The organism is Sphingobacterium deserti (assembly GCF_000757725.1).
Taxonomy (GTDB): Bacteria; Bacteroidota; Bacteroidia; order Sphingobacteriales; family Sphingobacteriaceae; genus Sphingobacterium; species Sphingobacterium deserti.
In genome coordinates this window covers 1-22,318 of the sequence record NZ_JJMU01000053.1, presented here as the reverse complement: position 1 = coordinate 22,318, position 22,318 = coordinate 1, and the positions used below count along the sequence as shown (strand labels likewise).

The 22,318-nt window shown below is 43.2% G+C and carries 21 protein-coding genes; 5 read left to right on the top strand and 16 right to left on the bottom strand.

Annotation, left to right across the window (positions count from 1 at the left end):
* The first annotated feature begins 3 nt into the window (after nt 1-3).
* Nucleotides 4-702, top strand: a complete 699-nt coding sequence (locus DI53_RS13730; RefSeq protein ID WP_037500704.1) for a 2-C-methyl-D-erythritol 4-phosphate cytidylyltransferase — start codon at nt 4-6, stop codon at nt 700-702.
* Here the strand turns inward: DI53_RS13730 and DI53_RS20090 are convergent.
* From DI53_RS20090 to DI53_RS13690, 9 genes are all read right to left on the bottom strand, one after another.
* Nucleotides 699-851, bottom strand: coding sequence for a lmo0937 family membrane protein (locus DI53_RS20090; protein WP_117624894.1), 153 nt, complete (start codon nt 849-851; stop codon nt 699-701). The genes DI53_RS13730 and DI53_RS20090 overlap by 4 nt on opposite strands.
* A 99-nt stretch (nt 852-950) precedes the next feature.
* Nucleotides 951-1,715 carry an MBL fold metallo-hydrolase gene (locus tag DI53_RS13725; protein WP_037500701.1) on the bottom strand — a complete coding sequence of 255 codons (765 nt, stop codon included), beginning with the start codon at nt 1,713-1,715 and terminating at the stop codon, nt 951-953.
* Nucleotides 1,712-1,984, bottom strand: coding sequence for a hypothetical protein (locus tag DI53_RS13720; RefSeq protein ID WP_037500697.1), 273 nt, complete (start codon nt 1,982-1,984; stop codon nt 1,712-1,714). Before DI53_RS13720 ends, DI53_RS13725 begins: the two co-directional genes overlap by 4 nt.
* A gap of 60 nt (nt 1,985-2,044) precedes the next feature.
* A complete protein-coding gene (locus DI53_RS13715) occupies nt 2,045-3,040 on the bottom strand; it encodes a glycosyltransferase (protein WP_037500694.1) in 996 nt (331 codons plus the stop codon).
* A 1-nt stretch (nt 3,041) separates the two neighbouring features.
* Nucleotides 3,042-3,989, bottom strand: coding sequence for a glycosyltransferase family 2 protein (locus DI53_RS13710; RefSeq protein ID WP_037500691.1), 948 nt, complete (start codon nt 3,987-3,989; stop codon nt 3,042-3,044).
* Nucleotides 3,990-4,130: 141 nt separating this feature from the next.
* Nucleotides 4,131-4,757, bottom strand: a complete 627-nt coding sequence (locus DI53_RS13705; RefSeq protein ID WP_052072407.1) for a DUF4199 domain-containing protein — start codon at nt 4,755-4,757, stop codon at nt 4,131-4,133.
* 3 nt (nt 4,758-4,760) lie between these two features.
* On the bottom strand, nt 4,761-5,429 hold the full coding sequence (locus DI53_RS13700; RefSeq protein WP_037500687.1) for a hypothetical protein: 669 nt from the start codon (nt 5,427-5,429) through the stop codon (nt 4,761-4,763).
* A 3-nt stretch (nt 5,430-5,432) separates the two neighbouring features.
* Nucleotides 5,433-6,701, bottom strand: a complete 1,269-nt coding sequence (locus tag DI53_RS13695) for a dihydroorotase (protein ID WP_037500684.1) — start codon at nt 6,699-6,701, stop codon at nt 5,433-5,435.
* Between the two features lie 207 nt (nt 6,702-6,908).
* Nucleotides 6,909-7,472 carry a UbiX family flavin prenyltransferase gene (locus DI53_RS13690; protein ID WP_037500681.1) on the bottom strand — a complete coding sequence of 188 codons (564 nt, stop codon included), beginning with the start codon at nt 7,470-7,472 and terminating at the stop codon, nt 6,909-6,911.
* Between the two features lie 529 nt (nt 7,473-8,001).
* On the opposite strand from DI53_RS13690, the gene DI53_RS13685 reads away from it, so the two are divergent.
* The gene (locus tag DI53_RS13685) at nt 8,002-8,655 is read left to right on the top strand and encodes an ankyrin repeat domain-containing protein (protein ID WP_037500678.1); all 654 of its coding nucleotides are present in this window, start codon (nt 8,002-8,004) and stop codon (nt 8,653-8,655) included.
* On the opposite strand, the gene DI53_RS13680 is transcribed toward DI53_RS13685, so the two are convergent.
* Nucleotides 8,648-9,928, bottom strand: a complete 1,281-nt coding sequence (locus DI53_RS13680; RefSeq protein WP_037500675.1) for a DUF2851 family protein — start codon at nt 9,926-9,928, stop codon at nt 8,648-8,650. The two genes, DI53_RS13685 and DI53_RS13680, sit on opposite strands and share 8 nt — an antisense overlap.
* An 82-nt stretch (nt 9,929-10,010) precedes the next feature.
* Here DI53_RS13680 and DI53_RS13675 point away from each other — a divergent pair, with 82 nt between their 5' ends.
* On the top strand, nt 10,011-10,886 hold the full coding sequence (locus tag DI53_RS13675) for a PPK2 family polyphosphate kinase (RefSeq protein ID WP_037500673.1): 876 nt from the start codon (nt 10,011-10,013) through the stop codon (nt 10,884-10,886).
* A 32-nt stretch (nt 10,887-10,918) separates the two neighbouring features.
* On the opposite strand, the gene DI53_RS13670 is transcribed toward DI53_RS13675, so the two are convergent.
* The 5 genes from DI53_RS13670 to DI53_RS13650 all read right to left on the bottom strand — a co-directional run bounded on the left by DI53_RS13670 (nt 10,919) and on the right by DI53_RS13650 (nt 19,684).
* On the bottom strand, nt 10,919-11,707 hold the full coding sequence (locus DI53_RS13670) for an SDR family oxidoreductase (protein ID WP_037500671.1): 789 nt from the start codon (nt 11,705-11,707) through the stop codon (nt 10,919-10,921).
* A gap of 8 nt (nt 11,708-11,715) precedes the next feature.
* Complete coding sequence (locus tag DI53_RS13665; protein WP_037500668.1) at nt 11,716-13,590, bottom strand: Nramp family divalent metal transporter; 1,875 nt, start codon at nt 13,588-13,590, stop codon at nt 11,716-11,718.
* 130 nt (nt 13,591-13,720) lie between these two features.
* On the bottom strand, nt 13,721-15,592 hold the full coding sequence (locus DI53_RS13660) for a RagB/SusD family nutrient uptake outer membrane protein (RefSeq protein WP_206538041.1): 1,872 nt from the start codon (nt 15,590-15,592) through the stop codon (nt 13,721-13,723).
* A gap of 12 nt (nt 15,593-15,604) precedes the next feature.
* Nucleotides 15,605-18,838 (bottom strand): SusC/RagA family TonB-linked outer membrane protein, encoded by a 3,234-nt coding sequence (locus tag DI53_RS13655; protein WP_081939463.1) that lies wholly within the window; start codon nt 18,836-18,838, stop codon nt 15,605-15,607.
* Between the two features lie 462 nt (nt 18,839-19,300).
* A complete protein-coding gene (locus DI53_RS13650) occupies nt 19,301-19,684 on the bottom strand; it encodes a hypothetical protein (RefSeq protein ID WP_037500662.1) in 384 nt (127 codons plus the stop codon).
* A 130-nt stretch (nt 19,685-19,814) separates the two neighbouring features.
* Here DI53_RS13650 and DI53_RS13645 point away from each other — a divergent pair, with 130 nt between their 5' ends.
* Entirely contained in the window at nt 19,815-20,195 is a 381-nt protein-coding gene (locus tag DI53_RS13645; RefSeq protein ID WP_037500659.1) for a hypothetical protein, read from the top strand.
* Here DI53_RS13645 and ribD read toward each other — a convergent pair.
* Nucleotides 20,192-21,250, bottom strand: coding sequence for a bifunctional diaminohydroxyphosphoribosylaminopyrimidine deaminase/5-amino-6-(5-phosphoribosylamino)uracil reductase RibD (ribD, locus tag DI53_RS13640; protein WP_037500656.1), 1,059 nt, complete (start codon nt 21,248-21,250; stop codon nt 20,192-20,194). The genes DI53_RS13645 and ribD overlap by 4 nt on opposite strands.
* A gap of 63 nt (nt 21,251-21,313) precedes the next feature.
* Here ribD and prmC point away from each other — a divergent pair, with 63 nt between their 5' ends.
* Nucleotides 21,314-22,177, top strand: coding sequence for a peptide chain release factor N(5)-glutamine methyltransferase (gene prmC, locus DI53_RS13635; protein ID WP_037500647.1), 864 nt, complete (start codon nt 21,314-21,316; stop codon nt 22,175-22,177).
* The last annotated feature ends 141 nt before the right edge of the window (nt 22,178-22,318 follow it).

Genomic DNA, 22,318 nt, shown 5'->3' with positions numbered 1-22,318 from the left:
AATATGCGTGAAAAATATGTTATCATAGTAGCCGGCGGCAGTGGCAGCCGTATGAATAGCGATCTGCCAAAACAGTTTTTACTATTGGGGAATAAACCTGTGTTGATGCACACTATTGAACGCTTTTCTGCGTCAAGTAGTAATCCAAAAATAATTGTTGTTCTGAATGAATCCATGCGCAGTTACTGGGAGGCGCTATGCTTAAATCACAACTTCGCGATTCCTCATACCATCATTCATGGTGGCAAAAGCCGCTTTCAGAGCGTTAAGAATGGACTTCAGGAAATTTTTAAGATAGAAACTAACCGCTTAGAGGAGGTGGGTGTTGCTATTCATGATGCGGCGCGGCCGCTAATTTCTACTAAGCTGATCGACGAGTGCTTCCTTGCATTGCGCGAGCATAGCGCTAACATCGTAGCAGTACAAAGTACAAATTCTGTGAGGATAGGCGTGCCGTCCAAAAGTGAGTCAATTGATCGAGATCAGGTTTGGATTGTACAGACACCGCAAACCTTTAATGCAAGGCTATTGAATGATGCTTTCATGCAGCCTGAGCATGCATCATTTACAGATGATGCCTCTGTCGTAGAGAAATTGGGCTATCCTATACACATCATTAAAGGTGATCATAAGAATATTAAAATCACGTTCGAAGATGATCTTAAGATAGCCCAAATGTACTTACAATTACTACAAACTTAAGCGGCGCCTCTGATAACACGCAAAAGAATCGCGATAATAGCTATAACTAATAAGATGTGAATTATACCACCTGTTGCGTATCCGCCGAAAAAGCTAACGGCCCAAATTATTACTAAAATAACGGCCACTAAATAAAGAATGTTTCCCATAACTTTTACATTTGAATAATAAATTCTTGTTTGTTTACACCATATGAACACGGTTAACGGGGGAAAAGTTTTGGTTTATTTTTACAAATATTAACAACCTCAAACCAAGATAGAAAGGCCGTCATACGCTACATTCACACCCTGAGGCAAATCAGCTTCAATCTCCTGATGTTTACCAAACCGATGGCTAATGTGCGTTAAATAAGTTTGCTGCGCACCTATTTGGTGAGCAAACGCCAAGGCTTCATCCCGGGTAAAGTGGGATATGTGCGGTTCATTTTGCAAAGCATTGACGACAAGAACTTTAACACCTTTCAATAAATTTTTGGACTGCTCGGTTACGGTTTTTGCATCGGTAATATAAGCAAAATCACCTAAACGAAAGCCTAAGACTGGCATCTTATGGTGCATAACTTCGATAGGGAGAATACGTACCTCCTCAATAAAAAAAGCTTCGCCTGTAGCAATGGGCTTCAATTCCAATCGAGGTACCCCGGGATATTTGATCTCACCAAAGGCATAGTAAAATTCTCGCTTTAATGCTTCATGCGTTGCTACGCTTCCATAGATAGGAATGGATTGCTGCTGTTGGTAATTGAAGGCACGAACATCATCCATACCCGCAATATGGTCTTTATGGGAATGGGTTATCAGCACCGCGTCCAAATACCTTACATCTTGCCTCAACATTTGATAACGAAAGTCGGGACCAGTATCTACAACGATGTGTAAGTGATCGATCTCTATGTAAATCGACGTACGAAGCCTTTTATCCTTTGTATCTTTCGACTGGCAAACAGCACATTGGCAAGCTATTACGGGTACACCCTGCGAGGTGCCAGTGCCTAAAAATGTTACTCTCACAATTGAGCCTCCACTTTCCGGACAACTTTATAAAACTCCTTTTTCTTATCGTCTAAGTTGCTCATGTCGACATCCATTTCCCGAAGCAGCTGGATTAGCGACTGTATCCTTACCTCCAGGTTTGAAAACTTATTCACCATAATCACCTTCGTATGTTGGAGCACACACGCGCCTGTCCGAAAGGAACCTTTTTCATAGCGTACCCTGTAGCCCAGCTCCGCAAATAGTTCTTCCAGCTTTCCTAAATTATGTTGTGTAAATGCAATCACGCTTCTTTATTTTATGCCAAAATAGCAAACTTTGAACGATTTACCGATTTTAAAATCGGGTTATTTTTTCAACAACACCTTTTGAACATAGCTCCCTAAAAATCCAGTTCCATAAGCAATAAGCTGCGTGCAGGCTGCCAACACACTCAATAATCCGATCCACACGCTTTTCGTGCTGAAGCAAGCGTGCAAGAACAATAACAAGGTGTAGAGAGACAAAAGAATGTTTCCCACCATCGCCAAGGCTAAAAGTAATGTGGATGGAGATGGAAACAAAAAATTGATAAGATTAAGCAATATTAGGACAGCTAATCCTAATACAAAGACCGTGGGTAAAGCATGTACTGGCTTCAGCTCCCTAGGGAAAAGTTGGTAGATATCAATTCGACCTTTACCAAAATAATTGGTTTGCTTAAAAAACTGCACGAACGTTGCCCTCCGCTTATGATACACAAAAGCTTCTGGAATCAAGCCTACGCGAAACCCCATATCAATCATCCGCACACTGAATTCAATGTCTTCCGAACGTCGGGGAAGCTTAAAGCCCTCTGTGGCGTTATACACCTCTTTGGATAAGCCCATATTAAAGCTTCGGGGATGAAACGGCCCTAAATGTGCTTTATTGCCGCGAATCCCGCCCGTGGTGAACGGACTTGTCATAGAATAGCTAATTGCTTTCTGGATTGCTGTAAAAGAGGAATGCGCAGCATCTGGCCCACCAAAAGCATCCCAGCCATCACGTTGCAATCCAGTTAATACATGATCAAAATAATCATGCGGTACTAAAATATCAGAGTCAAATACAATAAAATAATTGCCCTTAGCACGCGCAAATCCGTAATTACGGGCAAAGCCTTGCCCTTCGTTAGGTTTGGCATAGTAATGTACGTCTAGCAAACCCACATACTTTTCAACATTGTCCTTGGCTGGCTTCGAGGAGCCATCTTCCACGATGATCACTTCAAATTCTTGGTATCGTTGCTTTGTCAACGATTGCAACAATTCGTCAATCTCCTGCGGACGGTTAAAAAGGGGGATAATGACTGAAAAAAACATATTATATCACTTCTTCGATATGATATTTGTTCCGATCGGTAGAATTTCTGGATACCAGCTCTGCGATAAACCCAGTCAAGAAAAGTTGCGTACCAATCAGAATAGCGACAAGTGACAGGTAAAACAAGGGTTGCTCGGTCACGTTTCGATAGGCAGTACCGTGAGCGATGCTCATCAACTTATCAAAGATCAGGTATAGCGTAATAAAGAAACCGATCAAAAAACTGATGACGCCAATAGCCCCAAAAAAGTGCATCGGTCTTTTGCCAAACTTACCGACAAAGAAGATCGATACCAAGTCTAGAAAACCTTTGACGAAGCGGCCTGCACCAAATTTCGTTGTCCCGTATTTACGAGGATAGTGTTTTACTACCTGTTCTTGAATTTTTGTAAACCCAGCCCATTTCGCAAGCACCGGAATATAGCGATGCATCTCGCCATAAACCTCAATACTCTTAACAACGTCCTTCCTGTAAGCTTTCAAACCACAATTAAAGTCGTGCAAATTATGGATTCCAGACATCTTACGTGTGGCGGCATTGAAAAGCTTGGTCGGAATGGTTTTCGTCAATGGGTCGTAGCGCTTTGCCTTCCATCCGGAAACCAAATCTGCACCGTTTCGAATAGCTGCGTATAACGCAGGAATTTCATCCGGGCTGTCTTGCAGGTCCGCATCCATCGTAATTACAACGTCTCCTTCTGCTGCATTAAAACCAACATTCAGCGCGGCAGATTTTCCATAGTTCCGGCGAAACTTCACAGCAATAATTTCCGGATGACTTTCCTTTAGACCTTGGATAACGCGCCAAGATGAATCACTACTTCCATCATCAACGAGGATGATTTCGTACTCAAATCCATTCTCCAACATCACCCGGCGGATCCAGTCCGTCAATTCGGGAAGAGACTCTTCTTCGTTAAATAAGGGAATTACAACTGATATATCCATAGTAAATTAAAACGGAGGCTGTCTAAATATAAGCGTACTGTTATGGCCAAAAAGATAAACGTCAACTTCTTCGCAAAGAAACATGTTTAAGTTTTTAGATTTCCTTTTTTTGACAGCCTCGACCTTGCACTATTACTTTTATTAATTTTTATCTTGCCAAGGGTGTGCGTCATCGCCTCCTTGGTTCACTGTCAGGAATGCAGGCTTTTCACGTTTTAAAATAGCCGCTAGTATCAGTGCAAAAACAAAGTACATAATTAGACTTACGCCCAAAGCTTTTAATGTTTGGCCGATGGAAAAGTTCCGCATATCATCCCGTGTTTTCTCCAAATCTGCTACTTGCTTATCAATAAGATCGTCTTCCGCACCGGCGCTTTCCAACGTCTCAATAGTGAAATTGATTGTTTTGTCAAAAACAATCAATTGGGGTTCGGGATTAATCAAATTAAACACTGTCGTGCCAATGCTAGAGATAATGACCGCAATAGCAAGCATGGTGAAAATACCTTTTAATGCTTCGCTGAAGCTCCAAAATCCGCCCGCTGACTTTCTCAGTAGAACCGCAAAATAGGCGGAAAATCCTATCATGAGGGCAATGCCCAAGCCACCGGTAACCATCGATGTTATTGTAAAGTTTGAACTATTAATAAGAGCATACAACGAGACGATACTGATCACCAAGGATAATACTCCTAAATAAATGCCTAGCCTGATGCCATCTCTTCGGACAACTTCGGCCGAGAACTCATTATTTAATTCGGTAGACATAATTTATTTGTTAAAGTTTATAATAATCTGGTAGATTGCCGAATCCAACGACGGATTTGCTGCATGCGCTTTGAATTCGCCTAACTGTTGCGCAGACGGTGATTGATCCGTAAAGAAACTAACCATTGGGTAGAACAGTTCTTTTAGCTCATCCTGATGAGATAACGTTGAGGCTACCTTAGCAATTTCTTCAAAGGAGCTTTCAACCAAGATTTGATTGGCAATAACTTTCTCATAGATAGCGTATTCGTCTTGGAATTCATCCTCTTCCACCAATAGAAACTCTTTCAAGTAATCCTCCAGTGATGGCTCGATATCATCATCTGCACATTCCCGAAGGTATAGGAATATATTGAGAAGCTCGGTACCTCTGTCAATCGTGTCTTCTTCAATAGCTTCCCATTCCGGAGATTCCAGATAGTCTTCCTCTAGTTTTTGAACGTCCTCAACAAAGAAATTGACCATTAATAGATCAAAAAATACTTCCCGAAGTTCTTCAAAACGCTGATGATCGTCAAACGCCGCATCAAGAGCCGCCACTTTCTCCATGAAGGAAGCGTCTAGATTGAAAGCTTTCTCTAAGGAAGATGATAGCTCTACATGGCTTGTATTTTCTGCTTCAGCATAGGCTATTAGCCCAGCATCAAACGCCTTTTTTACTTTTGCATCCATATGTTATCTATTTTCGACCAATTGGCCATTGTTCACTATAGCTTTTACTTTTCCAGTCAATTCCTGCCCAAATAGCGGGCTATTGGTTGATTTGGATTTATTTGAACTTGCATCAAATATCCACTTATCGCCGAGCGAAAACAAGACCAGGTTAGCTTTGCTTCCTTCCGCCAATAGCGGCATTTCTTGTTTTACGATCTGCCGCGGCCCTACCACAAGTTTGTTGACGATATCTTCTGCCTGCAGGCCTGCTTTTATCAATAACGGCAATGTGGTTTGCAAACCAATAATGCCATCTTTCGCAATCTGAAATTCAACATTTTTATACTCTACCTCATGTGGCGTGTGCTGCGAAACGACTGCATCTATCGTGCCGTCTTTCAACCCTTTTAAAAGCGCTTTTACATCTTTATTCGTGCGCAGCGGTGGATTAACTTTAAAATTACTGTCAAACCCAAGTACCGCCTCGTCACTATACACTAAATTATGTGCCGCAACATCACAGGTTACTTTCACACCCTTTGTTTTCGCTTTTCTTATAAGTTCCACCGATTCCTTCGTAGAGATGCACGTAAAATGTATGGTTGCATCATGATATTCAGCTAAGGAAAGATCGCGGGAAACCATAAGCGACTCCGCCAAATTTGGTTTGCCCTTCATTCCAAGAAACGTACTAACTTCACCCTCATTCATTTGGTTGCCGCCCGCAATAGACTCATCTTCAGCAAAAGAAACAATCAATGCATCAATACCTTTTGCGTAGAGCAGCGCTCGAGACATCAGGCCAGCCTGCTGCACACTGTGGTTACCATCTGAGAAAGCAATTGCACCTACACTTTTCATGTCAAACATCTCCGCAAGCTCCTTCCCTTCCCTCTTTTTACTAATAGAGCCTACGGGATAGACGTCAACGACATTTCCATTTGCCGTATTAATAACGAGAGCGATTTCCGACCTACTATGCAGCGGTGGATTTGTATTAGGAAAAACGGCTACTCCTGTATACCCTCCAAAAGCTGCAGCCTTTGTACCTGTCACGATATCTTCTTTCGTTTCCAAACCCGGCTCACCAAAGTTGGTATGCAAATCAAAGAAACCAGCAGAGATGATATGTCCGCTTCCATCAATAATGTGTACGTCCTTGTCTGCTATTTCTAGCTTCTTCCCTACGCGGTTTATGGTCCCGTCCTTGATCAGGACATCAATAACCTCGCCATGAAGAGCATGATTTGGCAACACAAGTTTAGCAGAAGAAATTAAAATAGTACTCATCTATAGTATTTAAAACGAATGAAAAACAAAAAATGGAATAGTGAAGAAGGTTAATGCCCACAGCGCATGAGGTAACAAAGGCTGTTTTTTTCCTAAAGAAAAACCAATGAAATATGGCATGTATACGTCCAAATCTGCGAACTGTTTCATTGAAAAACAAATGTACAAAATATATTGAAACGCCCTTCCAAAAATGTATGTTTTTGATTATTCGCCCCACGAATAGCTATCCACACGGATGTCACATAGCGACAACACGCGGTCGACGACGGTAGCTGCAAGCTCCTCGAAGGTTCGAGGGTTACTGTAAAAGGAGGGGCTCGCCGGGCATATAATACCGCCAGCCTGCGTGATGGCAGCCATATTCTGTATATGTATGCTACTTAAGGGCGTCTCTCGCGTCACCAAAACCAATCGTCGACGCTCCTTCAAAATTACATCGGCAGCACGGGTGGTCAAGTCAGAGGAGATGCCGTGAGCCACACGCGCCAACGTACCCATAGAGCACGGACAAACAATCATCGTGTCAAAACCCGCAGAGCCTGACGCAAAAGGAGCCATAAAATCGCCTTTATCGTAAAAATCGTGCGTGTATTCGTTATATTCGCTCGTGCCCAATTCAAACTTCCAAACATCCTTCGCATTGTCAGACATCACAACAGCAACCTTGTCAACCTGCGTTTGCAAATGGGATAATTTATCCAATAACACTTTCGCGTAAAGTGAGCCGCTGGCTCCCGTGACTGCTACTACTACTTTTTTCTTCTGCATGTCGATGTCTATTACGCAAAGCTAACAAAAAATTCAAGCGAAGCGTTCGATAGCAGACAACATAAGATGTAGCCACGTTTGAAAAAAAATATTTATAATTTTAAAAATGAGATATTTATATTAATATTTGAAGACACAAAAAAAGTAAGGGTCGAATAAGACTATTCGACCCCACATCTACCTATGAAAAACATGCCCTTGGGGAGGGCATTACAAAAGTACCGCTAAGTTTAAAATACACCAACTTTTCGTAAAGTTTTTTTAGACATTGTAGAAAAAAAACTACACGCGTTAACAGCAATATCATAAAACAAAAGATATGTTATAATTCCGATGAAAGAATCAAACATTTCATACCATTTTATCAAATATTTCACATATAATTATTGAAAAGATTTGTAACGATGGCAGAGCTAACCTACGAAATGATGATCATAGCCCGTACTTTTAAACAACGCAAATATTATTCACAAAATAGTTTATTTCGGTATTTTTTTGTTTAATTCGTATGCGTCAAACATACACAGGGATGAGTTTACACAAGCTAGAAGAATACATTGAGACGGGAAATCACCACGATTTAGAGATACTGTTGCGTTCGGAACCAACGCTGCTACGGGAAAAGACTAGCCATGAGATTTCACCGTTACTGCTGGCCTGCTATTATCATAAAGAGCAAGTGATCAGAACGTTGCTTAATCATCTAACCACCATCACAATTCACGAGGCCTGTGCTATTGGCCTTGCCCCGCAGGTAGAAATGATGCTGAAGCAAAAGCCCGACGTAATTGATGAAATTTCTTCACACGGCTTTACTCCGTTGGGCATAGCGACGCATTTTGGACAGGAAACTGTCGTCCGCATATTGCTTGCCAAACACGCAGATCCAAACATATGCTCCCAAAATGGCTACCATGTTTACCCGCTACACACTGCCCTTACCGGGCAATATGACCAAATTAGCAAGATGTTGGTCGAAGCTGGGGCGGAAGTGAATGTTATGCAAAATGCTCGTATCAGCCCTCTACATATCGCCGCCCAACAGGGAAACATCGATATGATTATTATTTTGTTGGAAAATGGTGCTGATATCACGTTAAAAACTGATTTGGGTGCTACGGCGTCGGACCTCGCCCTTGAAAAAGGATTTAAGGAAATAGCTGAAATTCTCCGTACTATTTAGCTTTCAAAACCGATAATCCGAGCATGCACGATAGACATTTCTTTTTATCGCAGTACTGTTTCTTTAATAGAAGCAAACCCTGCGTATCTGCCGCAGTTTCTGCCCTGTAGCCTCTATCCCTGTATAAGCGCGTTATGGCGTTCTCTTCCGCAGCTAAACCTTCTAGCCACGACAACGATAAATTTTGCAGATCGTGCATGCCACGCGACTTGGCAAAAGCAAAAACGACAGGCACAAATGCGTTGATGATAAGGTGGCTTTTAAATTGGGCGGATAGCTCGACAGCATGTGCTGCTGTAGACTTTGTAAATCTATAGTGAGTTCTCCAATACGCGCCTACTTCGCACGGCTGCAACGTCTGGAAAAGCTTGTGTATAGAGCCACAATCCAGTATATCGTCAAATAAATAGGGCTTTGCGCTATAGACCGCGGCGAGCTGCGCCAAACGAAAAGTAGGGAAATTGGCAGGACGCATTCGTAGAAACTTCCATTCAAAGCCGCGCAGTTCTGCCAGGCTATGCAGCCTTTTCAAATAGCGATATTCTTCGCGAAGGCGAGACTTATAATCATCGTTTTCGCCATCATTCAAAAATCCGGCTTGTCCAAAGAAAATTGCTTCGATCTTAAACGGATCATTCTTATAGCGCCTGATTACATTTAAATCGATCGATCGGGCAAAACGTGCAAATACATCCGCGTTGACCTTCATCCCAAAACTACGCGCTAGTTGAATAAAAAGAACGTGTTCCCAATCGTCATTTGTTTCTTCTAGAACCTGCCTTATATGTGTAAACTTTTCCTCCATTCTTTCGATCGTGAGGCGTTCAAGCATATTGCGCTTAATAATTGAGGGTATCTCGCCAAGATGCTTCTCACAAGGTATCCAAGACATATTGCTCATGATATCCTGATAATTTACAAGCATGGAGTTTTTTAGAAATTTGCCAATAGATAGACATGGAATAGGCGTGCCGTCTTTTCGATAGGTAGCCACGGCGTTGGTATACACCACATGTAAAATAACGTTATTGTAAGCCTCATCGGTATCATGCCGATGCTTGAACCAGTCGCCTCCATCGACATGAAGCTCAACATGCCCAAACCAAGTCTGCCCGCCTATGGAAAGTTGGGCATATAGGAAATCTGGACCGGCATTTCGGTTAAACTCCCCTACTGCATAAATTTTAATTTCTTCATCATCTGTGCTATAAAGTTCTAATTGGTTAAAAAGCCTAAATTGCCAGATGAAGTGTAACAATTCTTCTGCAACCATAGGTTAAATATACAGATCTTCCAGTCAATATCACAAAAATTTTTTACGGTACAATTTTGGATGCACACTAAAAAACATTGACATGAACAAATACGCTAAAAAATTACGAGCCTCTAAAGAGTTTAAGCATAAAGATTTTGCCACTGATATTTCTGCTGAAATAGATCCCGAATTTGCGGCAAGTGAGCTAAAGGTAATTCGTAAGAAGCTGGCAAAAATACAGGATAAGATGTACGCCCACAATCGCTATAATGTACTTATCTGTTTACAAGGGATGGACACCGCCGGTAAAGACAGCCTGATTCGTGAGTTATTTAAAGATTTCAATGCGCGAGGCGTAGAGGTAAAAAGCTTCAAAACGCCAACTTCACTCGAGCTGCAGCATGATTATCTATGGCGCCACGCGGTAAATTTGCCCGCGAAAGGAAAGTTCGGAGTCTTCAATAGAACGCATTACGAAAACGTTTTGGTTACACGCGTGCATCCAGCATATTTATTAAACGAACATATTCCCGGTATTGAAGACGTAGAATCGATCCCAAAATCCTTTTGGAAAGATCGTTATCAGCAAATTAACGCCTTCGAGAAATTGCAAACGGATAATAAGATGATCATCCTAAAATTTTATTTGCATCTAAGCAAGGACGAGCAAAAACGTAGATTACTACGTCGAATTGAAAAAGGGGAACACAATTGGAAGTTTTCACCTGCAGATCTTAGCGAAAGAAAGCTTTGGGATAAGTATATGGAATGTTATGAAGATACTATTCAGCATACCAGCAAACGCAATGCGCCATGGTATATTATTCCAGCTGACGACAAAGCAGTTGCTCGTTATTTAGTTGCAAAAATCTTGCTAGAAACACTAACTACATACACCGACATCAGCTATCCGCAACTGAATGACGAGGTCCAGGAGCAATTGAATCATTACAAACAAGAGCTTGAAAATGAATAAAATTAAACATGATGTGGGCGATTCACGTTTTGCTATAACAGTCCAATACCAGCACCGCCATCCAATGGAATGCTCGTACCTGTGAGAAAGGAGGAATAGTCGGACGCCAGGAATGCCACTAAATTGCCGTACTCTTCTGGCTCGCCCAATCGACCCATCGGAATGGAGGATATACGTTTTTCTTTGGCCTCTGTAAATGGAATGTTTTGCTTATCGGCTTGCATCTTCATCAATGCGTTGAGTCTATCGGTATCGAAATAGCCCGTAAGTACCGTGTTCACCGTGACATTGTATTTAGCCATTTCTGAAGCTAGCGACTTGCTCCAGCTAACCAGTGCCGTCCGCATCGTGTTGGATAGAACCAGTTCATTACTGGGTTCTTTGACTGTCATTGATGAAACGTTGATGACGCGACCAAACCGCTGTTCGCGCATGTAAGGTATCGCCAGGTTTGTCGTGTACACTGAATTCTGAAACAACAAGTCAAAGGCTTGCTGATAATCTTGCTCACCTTTTGACAAAACGTTACCGGCTACGGGACCGTTGGTGTTATTCACCAAAATATCCACTTGCTCATTTGCGAAGAAATTATCCATCTTTTCTTTATGCGCCTGATAGTCGTTAAAATCGGTAACGATGTAGCTGTGACGCTGTCCTTTGGCGGTGTCCAATGCACTTGCTACCTCACGCAGCTTGTCTTCATTTCTCGCCATTAGTATCACATCTGCTCCGCAAGATGCCAAAACAATTGCAATACCCTTACCTATGCCGGCGCTGCTACCACCAACCAATACTTTTTTCCCTTCCAATGATATTTCCATAACGATTTCTATTGAGCAATTAAAACTGGTATTTTAACTGCATGTCTTAATTTATTAACGGTTTCGCCAAATACAATATCCTTCAAACCCTGATGTCCGTGACTTCCGACGATTAATAGATCGGCACTGTATTCGGTACAAGAAGCTTGTATAGCCTTGATTCGATTATTATAGCGCAAGGCATAACGCACCTGGTACTGCTGCGCTTCCAAAAAGTCGGCATATAGCTTTAGTCTAGCCAAATCCTCCCTAGTTTCGAAATCGTCGCTATGCCCACCGGTGTACTTTACGCCCGCACTCTCTACCACATGTATCAACACCAGCTTGCAAATGGCTGGATTGTATTGGAGTACCTGACTGATCACTTTTTCATCGGATTTCGAAAAGTCAAGTGCCAACAGTATCGTGCGAAAGGATGATGCGGCTTTAAATTGAAGCTCATCAAAAGAAGTATGCACATCAAATTTCGTCGGTCTAAGTTTTAAAATCCAAGGGTAAACCACCGTCATCACCAGTAAAACGAGAAGGCCTACAGCTGCGCTAACGATTAAAACCTGTAAAATGAGATTGTCGATATGCGCAAGCCAACCTTTTACCTCTTCAAAAACCAGTTGAAAATTCAGCACGGCGATAACAATCGCAATGAGCCAACTAAAAAACTTGAGATAAGGTCCGATAACAAATTGGCCCATCTTCTCCTTATCACTTACGAAATGAATCAACGGTATCACGGCAAAGGCCAATTGCATACTCAACAGCACCTGTGAGAAAATCAACATCTGCCCCACTTCTTTATCACCAAATAGGAGGATAACGATAACGGCAGGAACAATAGCCAGCATGCGCGTTAACAAACGGCGCAGAAGTGGGCTGATACGTAAGCGAAGATAACCTTCCATCACAATTTGCCCTGCCAAGGTGCCTGTAATTGTCGAACTCTGCCCTGCCAAGATTAAGGCGATAGCGAAAAGCTTTGGCGCCCACTCCGATCCAAGCGTAGAGCCTAGCAAACGGTAGGCATCTTGCAGTTCGGCCACATCGTGCATGCCGTTTTTATGAAAAACAGATGCCGCTAAAATCAGAATAGCAGCGTTAACCAGGAAGGCGATATTTAAAGCGATAGCGCTGTCCAAAAAATTATATTTCAATGCACGGCGTATAGACGGCACCGTCTTTTCAATTTTCCGTGTTTGCACCAAAGCCGAGTGCAAATACAGATTATGCGGCATAACGGTAGCTCCAATGATACCTATCGCGATATACAGTGCCGCATTGTTCGGCAAAGAAGGAACAAATCCTTGCATTACCTCGCCCAATTGTGGCTGCGCGAAGAACATCTCTACCAGAAAACACATCCCGATCAGCGTCACTAGGCCTACAATAAAAAGTTCCAATTTACGCATGCCGAGCCGTTGCAGGTACAACAATAAAAAGGTATCTACAAAACTGATCAATACGCCCCAAAGGATATCAATTCCAAACAGCAGATTCAATCCAATAGCCATACCAAGGACTTCAGCCAAATCGCAAGCAGCAATAGCAAGTTCCGCCAGCACGTATAAGGCGAAGTTCATCCGTTTCGGATAAATTTCCCTATTGCATTGCGCCAAATCTTTACCCCGTACGATACCTAACCGTGTACACAAGCTTTGCAAAAGCAAAGCCATCAGGTTGCTCATCAGCAAAACCCATAGTAAAGCATATCCAAACTGGCTACCTCCAGCCAAGTCAGTTGCCCAGTTTCCTGGATCCATATAGCCGACACTAATCAGATATGCGGGACCAAAAAAGCTTAGCAGACGTTTAAATTTTGATTTACCTTGATGTACTTCGACACTTTCGTGTACATCGTCCAAAGACTTATTGTGCTGCGCATGCTTCATGACGTGTAATTTACCTAACTTTCGACAAAATACAATTATGTAAAAGCATAATCTATAAAATTTTGATCCGGCAATTTTCACGAGCTAACTACTAAAAACAATGAGGGGGCCGCGCCCCCCCTCTCATCATTTAATAGCCTGGATTTTGCACCAGTTTCGTATTTCTATTGATTTCGTCGCGATGGAAAGACGTAAAATACATTTTATCATTCCATGCACGGTTTTCAATACCTGGGTCTATCGTCCCTACCGTGTACGTGTAAGTGTAATTTTCTGTGTTATATTGATAGCGGTTCACCACCTTACCGGGATTTAGTTTTCCTTCAATACGGATTAATGTTGCCTTCCGTCCCAGCGTTTCTGCGGCGATCATCCATCTTCGCGCATCAAAATACCGGTGTTCCTCATAGGCCAACTCCACGCGGCGCTCATTCCGATAGCGGGCACGCAGCGCGTCACCGCCGTCCGTTATCGCTGGCATACCAACTCTAAATCGGATTTTATTCAACCACAGTCTTGCTTCCGCCTCTTCACCGAGCTCGATACAGGCTTCTACGTAGTTGAGAATGGATTCCGTATATCGCAACAAGGGCCAAGGCACCCGCTGCCTGGTGTTTTGGTCGATAATCGCCGGATCCGCGTCGACAAACTTACGATAGTAATAACCCGTGTAAGATCCATTCCAATCTTCTACAGGACTGTTTCGCGTGTCCAAGCCATATTGCAGCGTTTTCGTTCCCGAACCATTGCCAACCTCGTACTGACCAGTCTGAATTTGATTAAAAGGATCACGCTCTCTGACATCATCCGTACGGGGCTTCCAATTGGCGCCGTCATACAATATACTGGCATACAAACGCGGATCTCTATTTTGGTAAGGTGCAGCCTTATGCGTCGGATTGCTCCAATCAAATCGTGCACCATCGACCATCTCATAATCATCTACCAAAAGTTGCGTGGGCGTATTACCAGCCCAGTTATGATAGCCGTTGGGGCCGTTATCGCGGCCTACCCAGCCGCCGCGTTCATCCTTTAGGTCATTAAAAAAGCGCCCTAGGATAAGATCACTCTTAGCGGCCGCATCACCCAGTGTACTGCCCCCACCCATGGCTATAGATCTATAATTTTCCGTCCCCTCTTCAACAGTTGCCTTTTCTACCAAATCCAGCTTATACGCATATTCCGTATGATCCAAAACGGCTTTAGAAGCCTGTTTCGCTAAGGTCCAACGCGCTGTCCTGCTGCCAGATGTATAGCCGATAAATTCTGGATTTCCATAACCAGCAATCAACGTTGATTTTGCTTTTGCAGTACCGTTATCATATAGGTCGCTAGCTGCGTAGGTCAACACGCGAGCTTTCAGCGCCAAGGCAGCAACCTCGTTTATTCGGCCATCGACCCGCGCCACGCCATCCAAAAGTAATGCAGCAGAATCGCAATCATCGATAATAAAATCGACACACTCGGCATACGTATTCCGGGGGCGGGAATGTTCGGTATCTTCCAGCTTAAACGTAAAATCGATGAGTGGAACCGCGCCATAAGTTCGCAAAAGTTGCTGAAAAAAGTAAGCTCTTAAAAAATAGGCCTCACCCAGCAAACGATTGGCACGGGCTGCATCAGCGAACTGCGGATTTCGCAAATTGCTGATAGCAATATTACTAGCACGGATACGAATAAACATTTGCTCATAACTGTAGGTATCCATCAATCGTCCTTGGTCGGCGTCGTTAGCACGCCCCTCGGTGACCGTATTGATACCACGCCCTGGGTGTGTGAATAAAGCCTCGTCCGTTAAAGACGCCATTTGCTCTTCATAAAATCCGCCTACCCCAAAACCATTATATATTTCAAACACAAATGCTTCAGCGAGTGCCGCATTCTGCCACACAATCTCATTGGGAACTTCTTCCAAAGGCTGTGTGCTTACAAAATCATCATTGCAAGCAGTAACCATCATTAGCGCACATGCCGTGCATATAAAATACCGTAATCTTTTCATGTTTTTCATCGTTTAAAATGATACCATCACTCCACCATTGATCAGTCTGGCTTGTGGATAATATTGCCCAAGCTGGTTGGTCGACTCCGGATCGTAAACCTTCAGTTTGCTCCATGTCACGAGATTTAGCCCACTCAAAAACAGACGTAGGTTACTGATCTTTAACTTTTCTAATACCGAAGAAGGAAGATTGTAGCCAAGCTCTACATTTTTTAGCCGGATATAATCTGTGCTCCGTAGCCAATACGTATTGTTATTGGAATAGTATTGGTCACTTCGATCGGTTATGCGCGGATGTTCACCGCTCGGATTATCCACCGTCCATCGGTTTTCGTAAAAATCCAATAAATAATTTCCTATTGCGCCCGATTCATCAGTGCCCACGCGCAACTCGCCCCCTGTGGCTCCCTGAAACAGCACACTCAAATCAAAATTCTTGTAAGTAAGACCAAGATTAACCCCGCCCTGAAAGGTGGGATCTGTATTCTTATCCCGGCGAACACGGTCATCTGGCGTAATTTTGCCATCCCCATCGTAGTCAATATATTTCATATCGCCTGGCCGAAGGTTGCTAGTGATAGCTCCATAATCGATGGTATTCGCATCGATCTCTGCCTGATCGCGAAAGACGCAATCGTAGATGTAATATAGACCCGCGTTTATGGCACGTCCGGTACTTTGTTGCCAAAGCGGAGCGCCGGGTGCTTCATCCCAAAAGATAATTTTATTCTTTGCGTAGCCTCCGTTGACAGATACGCGGTAACCGACCTCTCCGAACTTATCCTGCCAGCCCACATTAAACTCCCATCCAGAGTTATCAACCTTACCGATATTTTCAGCCGGAAGGGTCATGCCGCTGCTATGAGGTATGGAGGCATTGCGTTGCCAAAGGATACTTTGGCGGCTGTTTCTGAACACATCAAATTCAGCGTTCATTTTACCCCCAAATAGTTGTAGGTCTATCCCTAAATTATAATTATTAGCAACTTCCCAAGTGATAAACCGATTGGGAACCCGGCTTTCCAATAGGGATTTCACTACATCACCGCCGATGATGTATGTGCCGAAAGCATAGGTGGAGAAATATTGATATTCCTGAAGTTCATTATCATAAAAAATATTATCATTTCCCATTTGACCATACGAGCCCCGCAGTTTAAAGTAGTTCACGACAGGCACATTTTCTTTCCAAAAATTCTCCTCCGAAACCAGATAGCCCAACATCAACCCAGGAAAAAACCCAAAGCGTGTATTTTCTGGAAACATGTAGGAGCCATCGTAACGCCACAAGAACTCACCAATATATTTACGTTTGTAGTTGTAGCCCACCCGACCAAAGTAATTCAATCGCGCCCTTTCCCAGGCACCGCCGTTATTATCCTTTTCGGCATCGCCCCCTGCAAAAAGATAATCGATATCTGTGGAAAGGAAATAGCGCCTAAACGCACTTAAATAGTCGTTCCGGATGGTTTCTCTGTTCACACCCGCAAGCAAATTAAAGCTATGGTCGCCAAAGGTTTTATCATAGCTTAACACGGCGCCCAAAAGCACGTTCAGCTGATCTTCGTCTTCATGTGTGAGCCTAGGTTCTGCGGGGCCACGCATGCCGCGAACCAATCGTGGTGTCGCTCCATCGTCTTCATAGGCTCCCTGCCAAGTATAGAGATACCATGGAATTTCCCAGTTTTTTGTCTTCTTTATGTATTTATCTACGGACGCGTTTAATGACAGCTTGAGGCCATCTACCCAAGGGTTTGTAATATCCACCTGCCCATTGGTTTGTAAATAATATCTTTTGTCCCGATGGTATCCGGTTTGATCCGTGGTTATAACCACAGGGTTTTCACCATGTTCAATATCCGGTCCCGGCATCCCGTTAGGCCAAAAGGCCGGCATTGTTGGATTTCCACGCATCAGCATCCGAAAAATTGTAGCGGCTGACTTTGTAGGATAGTTACGATCTTCTTGCCTTCCCATAACTCCAAACTGTGTTTTTATATATGGATTGATATTCGCATCCAGATTGATTCGAAAATCATACTGCTCATATCCCGTCGCCGAATTCTTGTAATAGCCATCTTGATTCTGGTATCCCATGGAAAGCAGGTAGCGCATATCTTCGGTGCCGCCGTCAATCTGCATATTATGCCTTTGTTGCGGTGACCAATTTTTTAATGTTGCGCCATACCAATCCGTATTGGGATGTCCCCAAGGGTCGCTTCCGTCGGCAAAAAGAGCTTTATCGGCAGGCGTGAAGGGAGCCTCTAGCGTCGTCCCATTTGGCCTCAGGTAGCTTCCGGACGTGTTAAAAGCATTTAACGCATTCGTCCACTCCGTTACGGGTAGTTTAAATATCTCGAGCTCATTCCTCATCTCCGCATATTGATTAGCGTTCGCCATGTCGGGAATAACAGTCGGCTGGGAATACCCTTGATTGTAATTGTAAGATAATTTTGGTTTCCCTGTCTTTCCACGCTTGGTGGTGACGAGAATGACGCCGTTGGCCGCGCGCGCACCGTAAATCGCCGCAGAGGCATCCTTAAGCACCGATATATTTTCTATTTCGCCGGGATTCAGTCGCTCGAACCCTCCTTGACGGGCAGGAATGCCGTCAATAACAATCAGCGGCCCGCTATCACCCAGGGTATTGGATCCTCGAACTCGAATTGCAGAGCCATCATTTCCAGGCTCGGCGCTACCATTCGTAGCAATTACTCCAGGAACCCGCCCTGCAATCGCATTGGAAAGATTGAGCGCCGGCGACTTCTGTAACTCTTCTCCTTTTACGGCGACTACGGAGCCAGTAACCGTTTCGCGTCTTTGCGTGCCATACCCTACGACCACTACTTCGTCGATATTCGCATTAGACGCCAACAGCAACACGTCTATAGCCGTTCGTCCATTCACCTGCTCCGTAACCGCATCCATACCCACCATATTGAAATGCAGCTGCCCTTGAGCAGGAACATTTGGCAGTTCATAATACCCTTTCGCATCGGTAGTGGTCGCTGAGGCAGTACCTAAAACGGTTACGGTAACTCCCGGCACGCCCTCGCCATTTTCTTGATTTCGCACCACGCCTTTTACTGTAATTTTCTCTTGAATTGGTATAACTTCCAAGAGACGGTAATCTTCCGAAGCATGCAGGCTTTGATGCTGAAAGGAATAACCGAAACAAGTCAGAATAGACGCTCCTACATACAGAAATCGTCTAAAATCTTTCTTGTAGCTTTGTGTTGTTCGCATAAGTATATATTTAAGATGATTAGAAAATATCAAAGGAAATGGGCACGGTTTACAAAATTAGGGCTGTTCACAAACAAGCGCTCTATGGCTAAGATTAAGGCATAGCGCGGCTAGACTAGGGCGTTAGCATACCCGCGTCGGTTTAGATGAACATCAAGTGTCTAAGAAAAATGTTTTTGATTGGCGATCTGCATCTTTCTGAGCTTAAGCAGCGAAAAGATTACAGCTATAGCTTAACATTTTCCAGTGCCAAATTAAAAACTATTCGACAGCCATGTAATGCATGGACGTCGGTGATTTTTTGTGCGTCAGGAAAATTCGAATAGGCAGGATGAAGTAAGTCATAACAATAGTCAGTTTATTAAAAGTTGTTTATAGTAGCTATATAAAACTAGGCATTAAAAACAAAAAGAGCGAAGTTTTTACACATCGCTCTCATCAACAAACTGATAGTCAGTTATTTTAATTTTTTTTCGGATATCCTTCCTCATCTAAATCATCTCGATAGTCTTCCATATTTTCAGCAATCTTTTCGTCGTAAGGATTAACCTTCAACTCTTCTTCCCCTACGATGTGCATATTGGAATCATCTAAGTTCTCCTCTTTCAATTCGCCTTTCTCCGCGTATTCATCGCCGACGAAAGGATTTGCTTCATCATAGGTAGAGTCGTCGTCTTCAGCACCTTCGCTTAAGGTCGGATAATCCGCAGGGTGTTCGTAATCTGGATCTTCGCCAGCTACGTCATATTCATAAGACTCCTTTTCGGAGTCGTAAATTAGATCATCCGATGGTCTTGCTACCGCATCTTCGTCTTCCTCGTTCCTTTTATTTGATTCTGGTATCATGTGTCCTCCTATTTTTTCATGTACAGATAGAACACTCGTACATCGCATCTGGTTTTTAGAAAAAATGGTTTGCACTTTCGGAAACGTTTTCTTTTTACTACCTTTAATTTAGATTATAAACTTCTTTATTATGCACACGAAAACAGAATACCTGATATGGGATAAGATTGTCCATAGTGCTAGAAACAGAATTGATTTAGCTACTTACGGTGAAAAAGCCGGAAAAATTAGTCCCGAAATTCTTGATAAATTAGTTCTGCATATCATTGTTGCTTTTGCATCCGGAGAGGATCATTGTAGCATATCTACAAACCTGCATAATGAATTACATCATATTGGAATAGCCGTAAATGAAGATGTGATCGATAAAATCATTGCTGATAAGCACGTCCTATTCAGTTCGGAAATTTACGCAGCATACCTCACCTTTTCCATGTTGGAAGATGGGCATACCGAACAGGAGGTATTGGGTTATGTATCGGATTTGTTGGATAATCCAAAGGTCTATTAATACGTATCTCTGAAGTAGAACGATAGCGTATCATTCCCCACTTTGCTTGAAGATCGGGCTCGTGCACTTAAACGAGGAGATGCGACTCCGGTTGTCCAGCGTGCTTTTGACTGAAATACGCGTGCTTCATCCCATACGCCGGCATCGATAAATTGCTGCAGTGTTTTAGCGCCGCCTTCTATGATGATAGATTGCACATCCATGAGGTAAAGCTGATATAAGATATTCTGTGGAAGGTAAAGCGCAAAGTTTTCCAATGCGATGTACTTACGTTTTCCCTGCCAATCGGCCCTTTTCGCATTGAATACGATAGTTTCTGCCATGCCATCAAATAGTGCAGCATCGTCTGGCACCACAAGATCTCTATCGATTAATATCCGTTTAGGGTTTCGTCCTTTCCAAAGCCGTACCGTCAACGAGGGGTTATCGAGCATTGCAGTTGAGGTTCCCACCAAAACAGCATCTTCTTCTGCCCGCCACTTGTGCACAAGTTGCTTACTCGCAGCATTGCTAATCCATTGCTGCCCCGGCTCTGCAGGAGCAAAAAAACCGTCGCTCGTCTCCGCCCATTTCAGAATGACGTAAGGACGCTGTTGCTGGATGCGCGTAAAAAAACGGCGATTCATGAAAAGACATTCCTGCTCCAGCACCCCAACCTGTGTTTGGATTCCGGCATCCGCTATTTTCTTTAGACCCAAGCCATTTACCTTCGGAAAAGGATCCAGACAGCCCACGATCACACGGAAAAAATTATACCGTACCAACATATCTGCACAGGGTGGCGTCTTTCCTTGGTGCGCGCAAGGCTCTAAGCTAACGTAAATCGTTGATGAACGAAACATGACTAGGGCTCGCTCCTCGCCAAATGTCTCTAGCACGTGGCGAACAGCATTCACCTCGGCATGCGGCCCTCCGTAGGGTGACGTATAGCCCTCCCCTATAATCTTATTTTCGCAAACAATAACAGCGCCGACCATCGGATTTGGACTAACTGTTCCGGCCCCTAAAACGGCTAAATCCAAACAACGACGCATGTACAATTCATCCTGTGTCATGCTACAAACATAGTATTTAGCAAAGAATATCAAAAGTGTTTTTAGCTTTTGTAAGTTTGCATTATGAAAGATTACAAAGCGTTGGCAGAACATTATGCAGAAAGCCTCTCTTCGCTTTACGATAGGGAAGAAAGTAAACAGCTGTTTTTAATGGCATACAGCTTTGTCACGAAAAAGAAAGCAATTCAATTTGTCTTAGAAAATAAGCAAGAAGTAAACGAAGAAGCATACCAGCAATTCGTTTACATTTTAGATGGGTTGCAAGCAGGAAGACCAATCCAGCATATTATCGGCGAAGCGGATTTTTTCGGCTTACGCTTTGATGTCAATGAGCATACCCTTATCCCACGTCCGGAAACCGAAGAGCTGGCCGATTGGATCATCAGCGCGCATAAGCTTGAAAAAGAGCTTTCCATTTTGGATGTCGGAACAGGTTCAGGGTGCATTGCAATCACACTGGCTAAACATCTGCCATCTGCGCGCGTGGATGCAATTGACATATCAGCCGATGCTATTGCAGTAGCGCGCAAAAATGCGACCAAATTAAACGTCGATGTGAATTTTATCGAAGCTGATATTCTGGAATGGGACTTATTTATGGAGCAATCCCAGCAGTATGATATTATCGTAAGCAATCCACCTTACATCACACCCAAAGAGCAAGGTCATATGCATGCCAACGTGTTGCAGTATGAACCGCATAATGCTCTTTTTGTGGAAGAGCACAACCCATTAATATTTTACGCTACTACAGTAGAGCTGGCTAAGCAGCATTTGAAGGATCGCGGAGCCATTTATTTTGAAATTAATCAATACCTCTCAGGACAGACAATCGATTTGATTCGAAAAAAAGGGTTCGAGAATATTGTTCTTCGAAAGGACTTGAACGATGTAGAGCGCATGATCTGCGCTAAAATGGGTTTTTGACGATTTTTTTCAAACTGAAAAACAGCTATTTAATTCATTTTGCAGAAAATAAAACCGCTCACATTTGGCTTAAATCAACATTTTTTCTACCTTTGCATCACTTCAAACAAGGAAAGTAGTTCGTTTTTCTGACGAAGATTA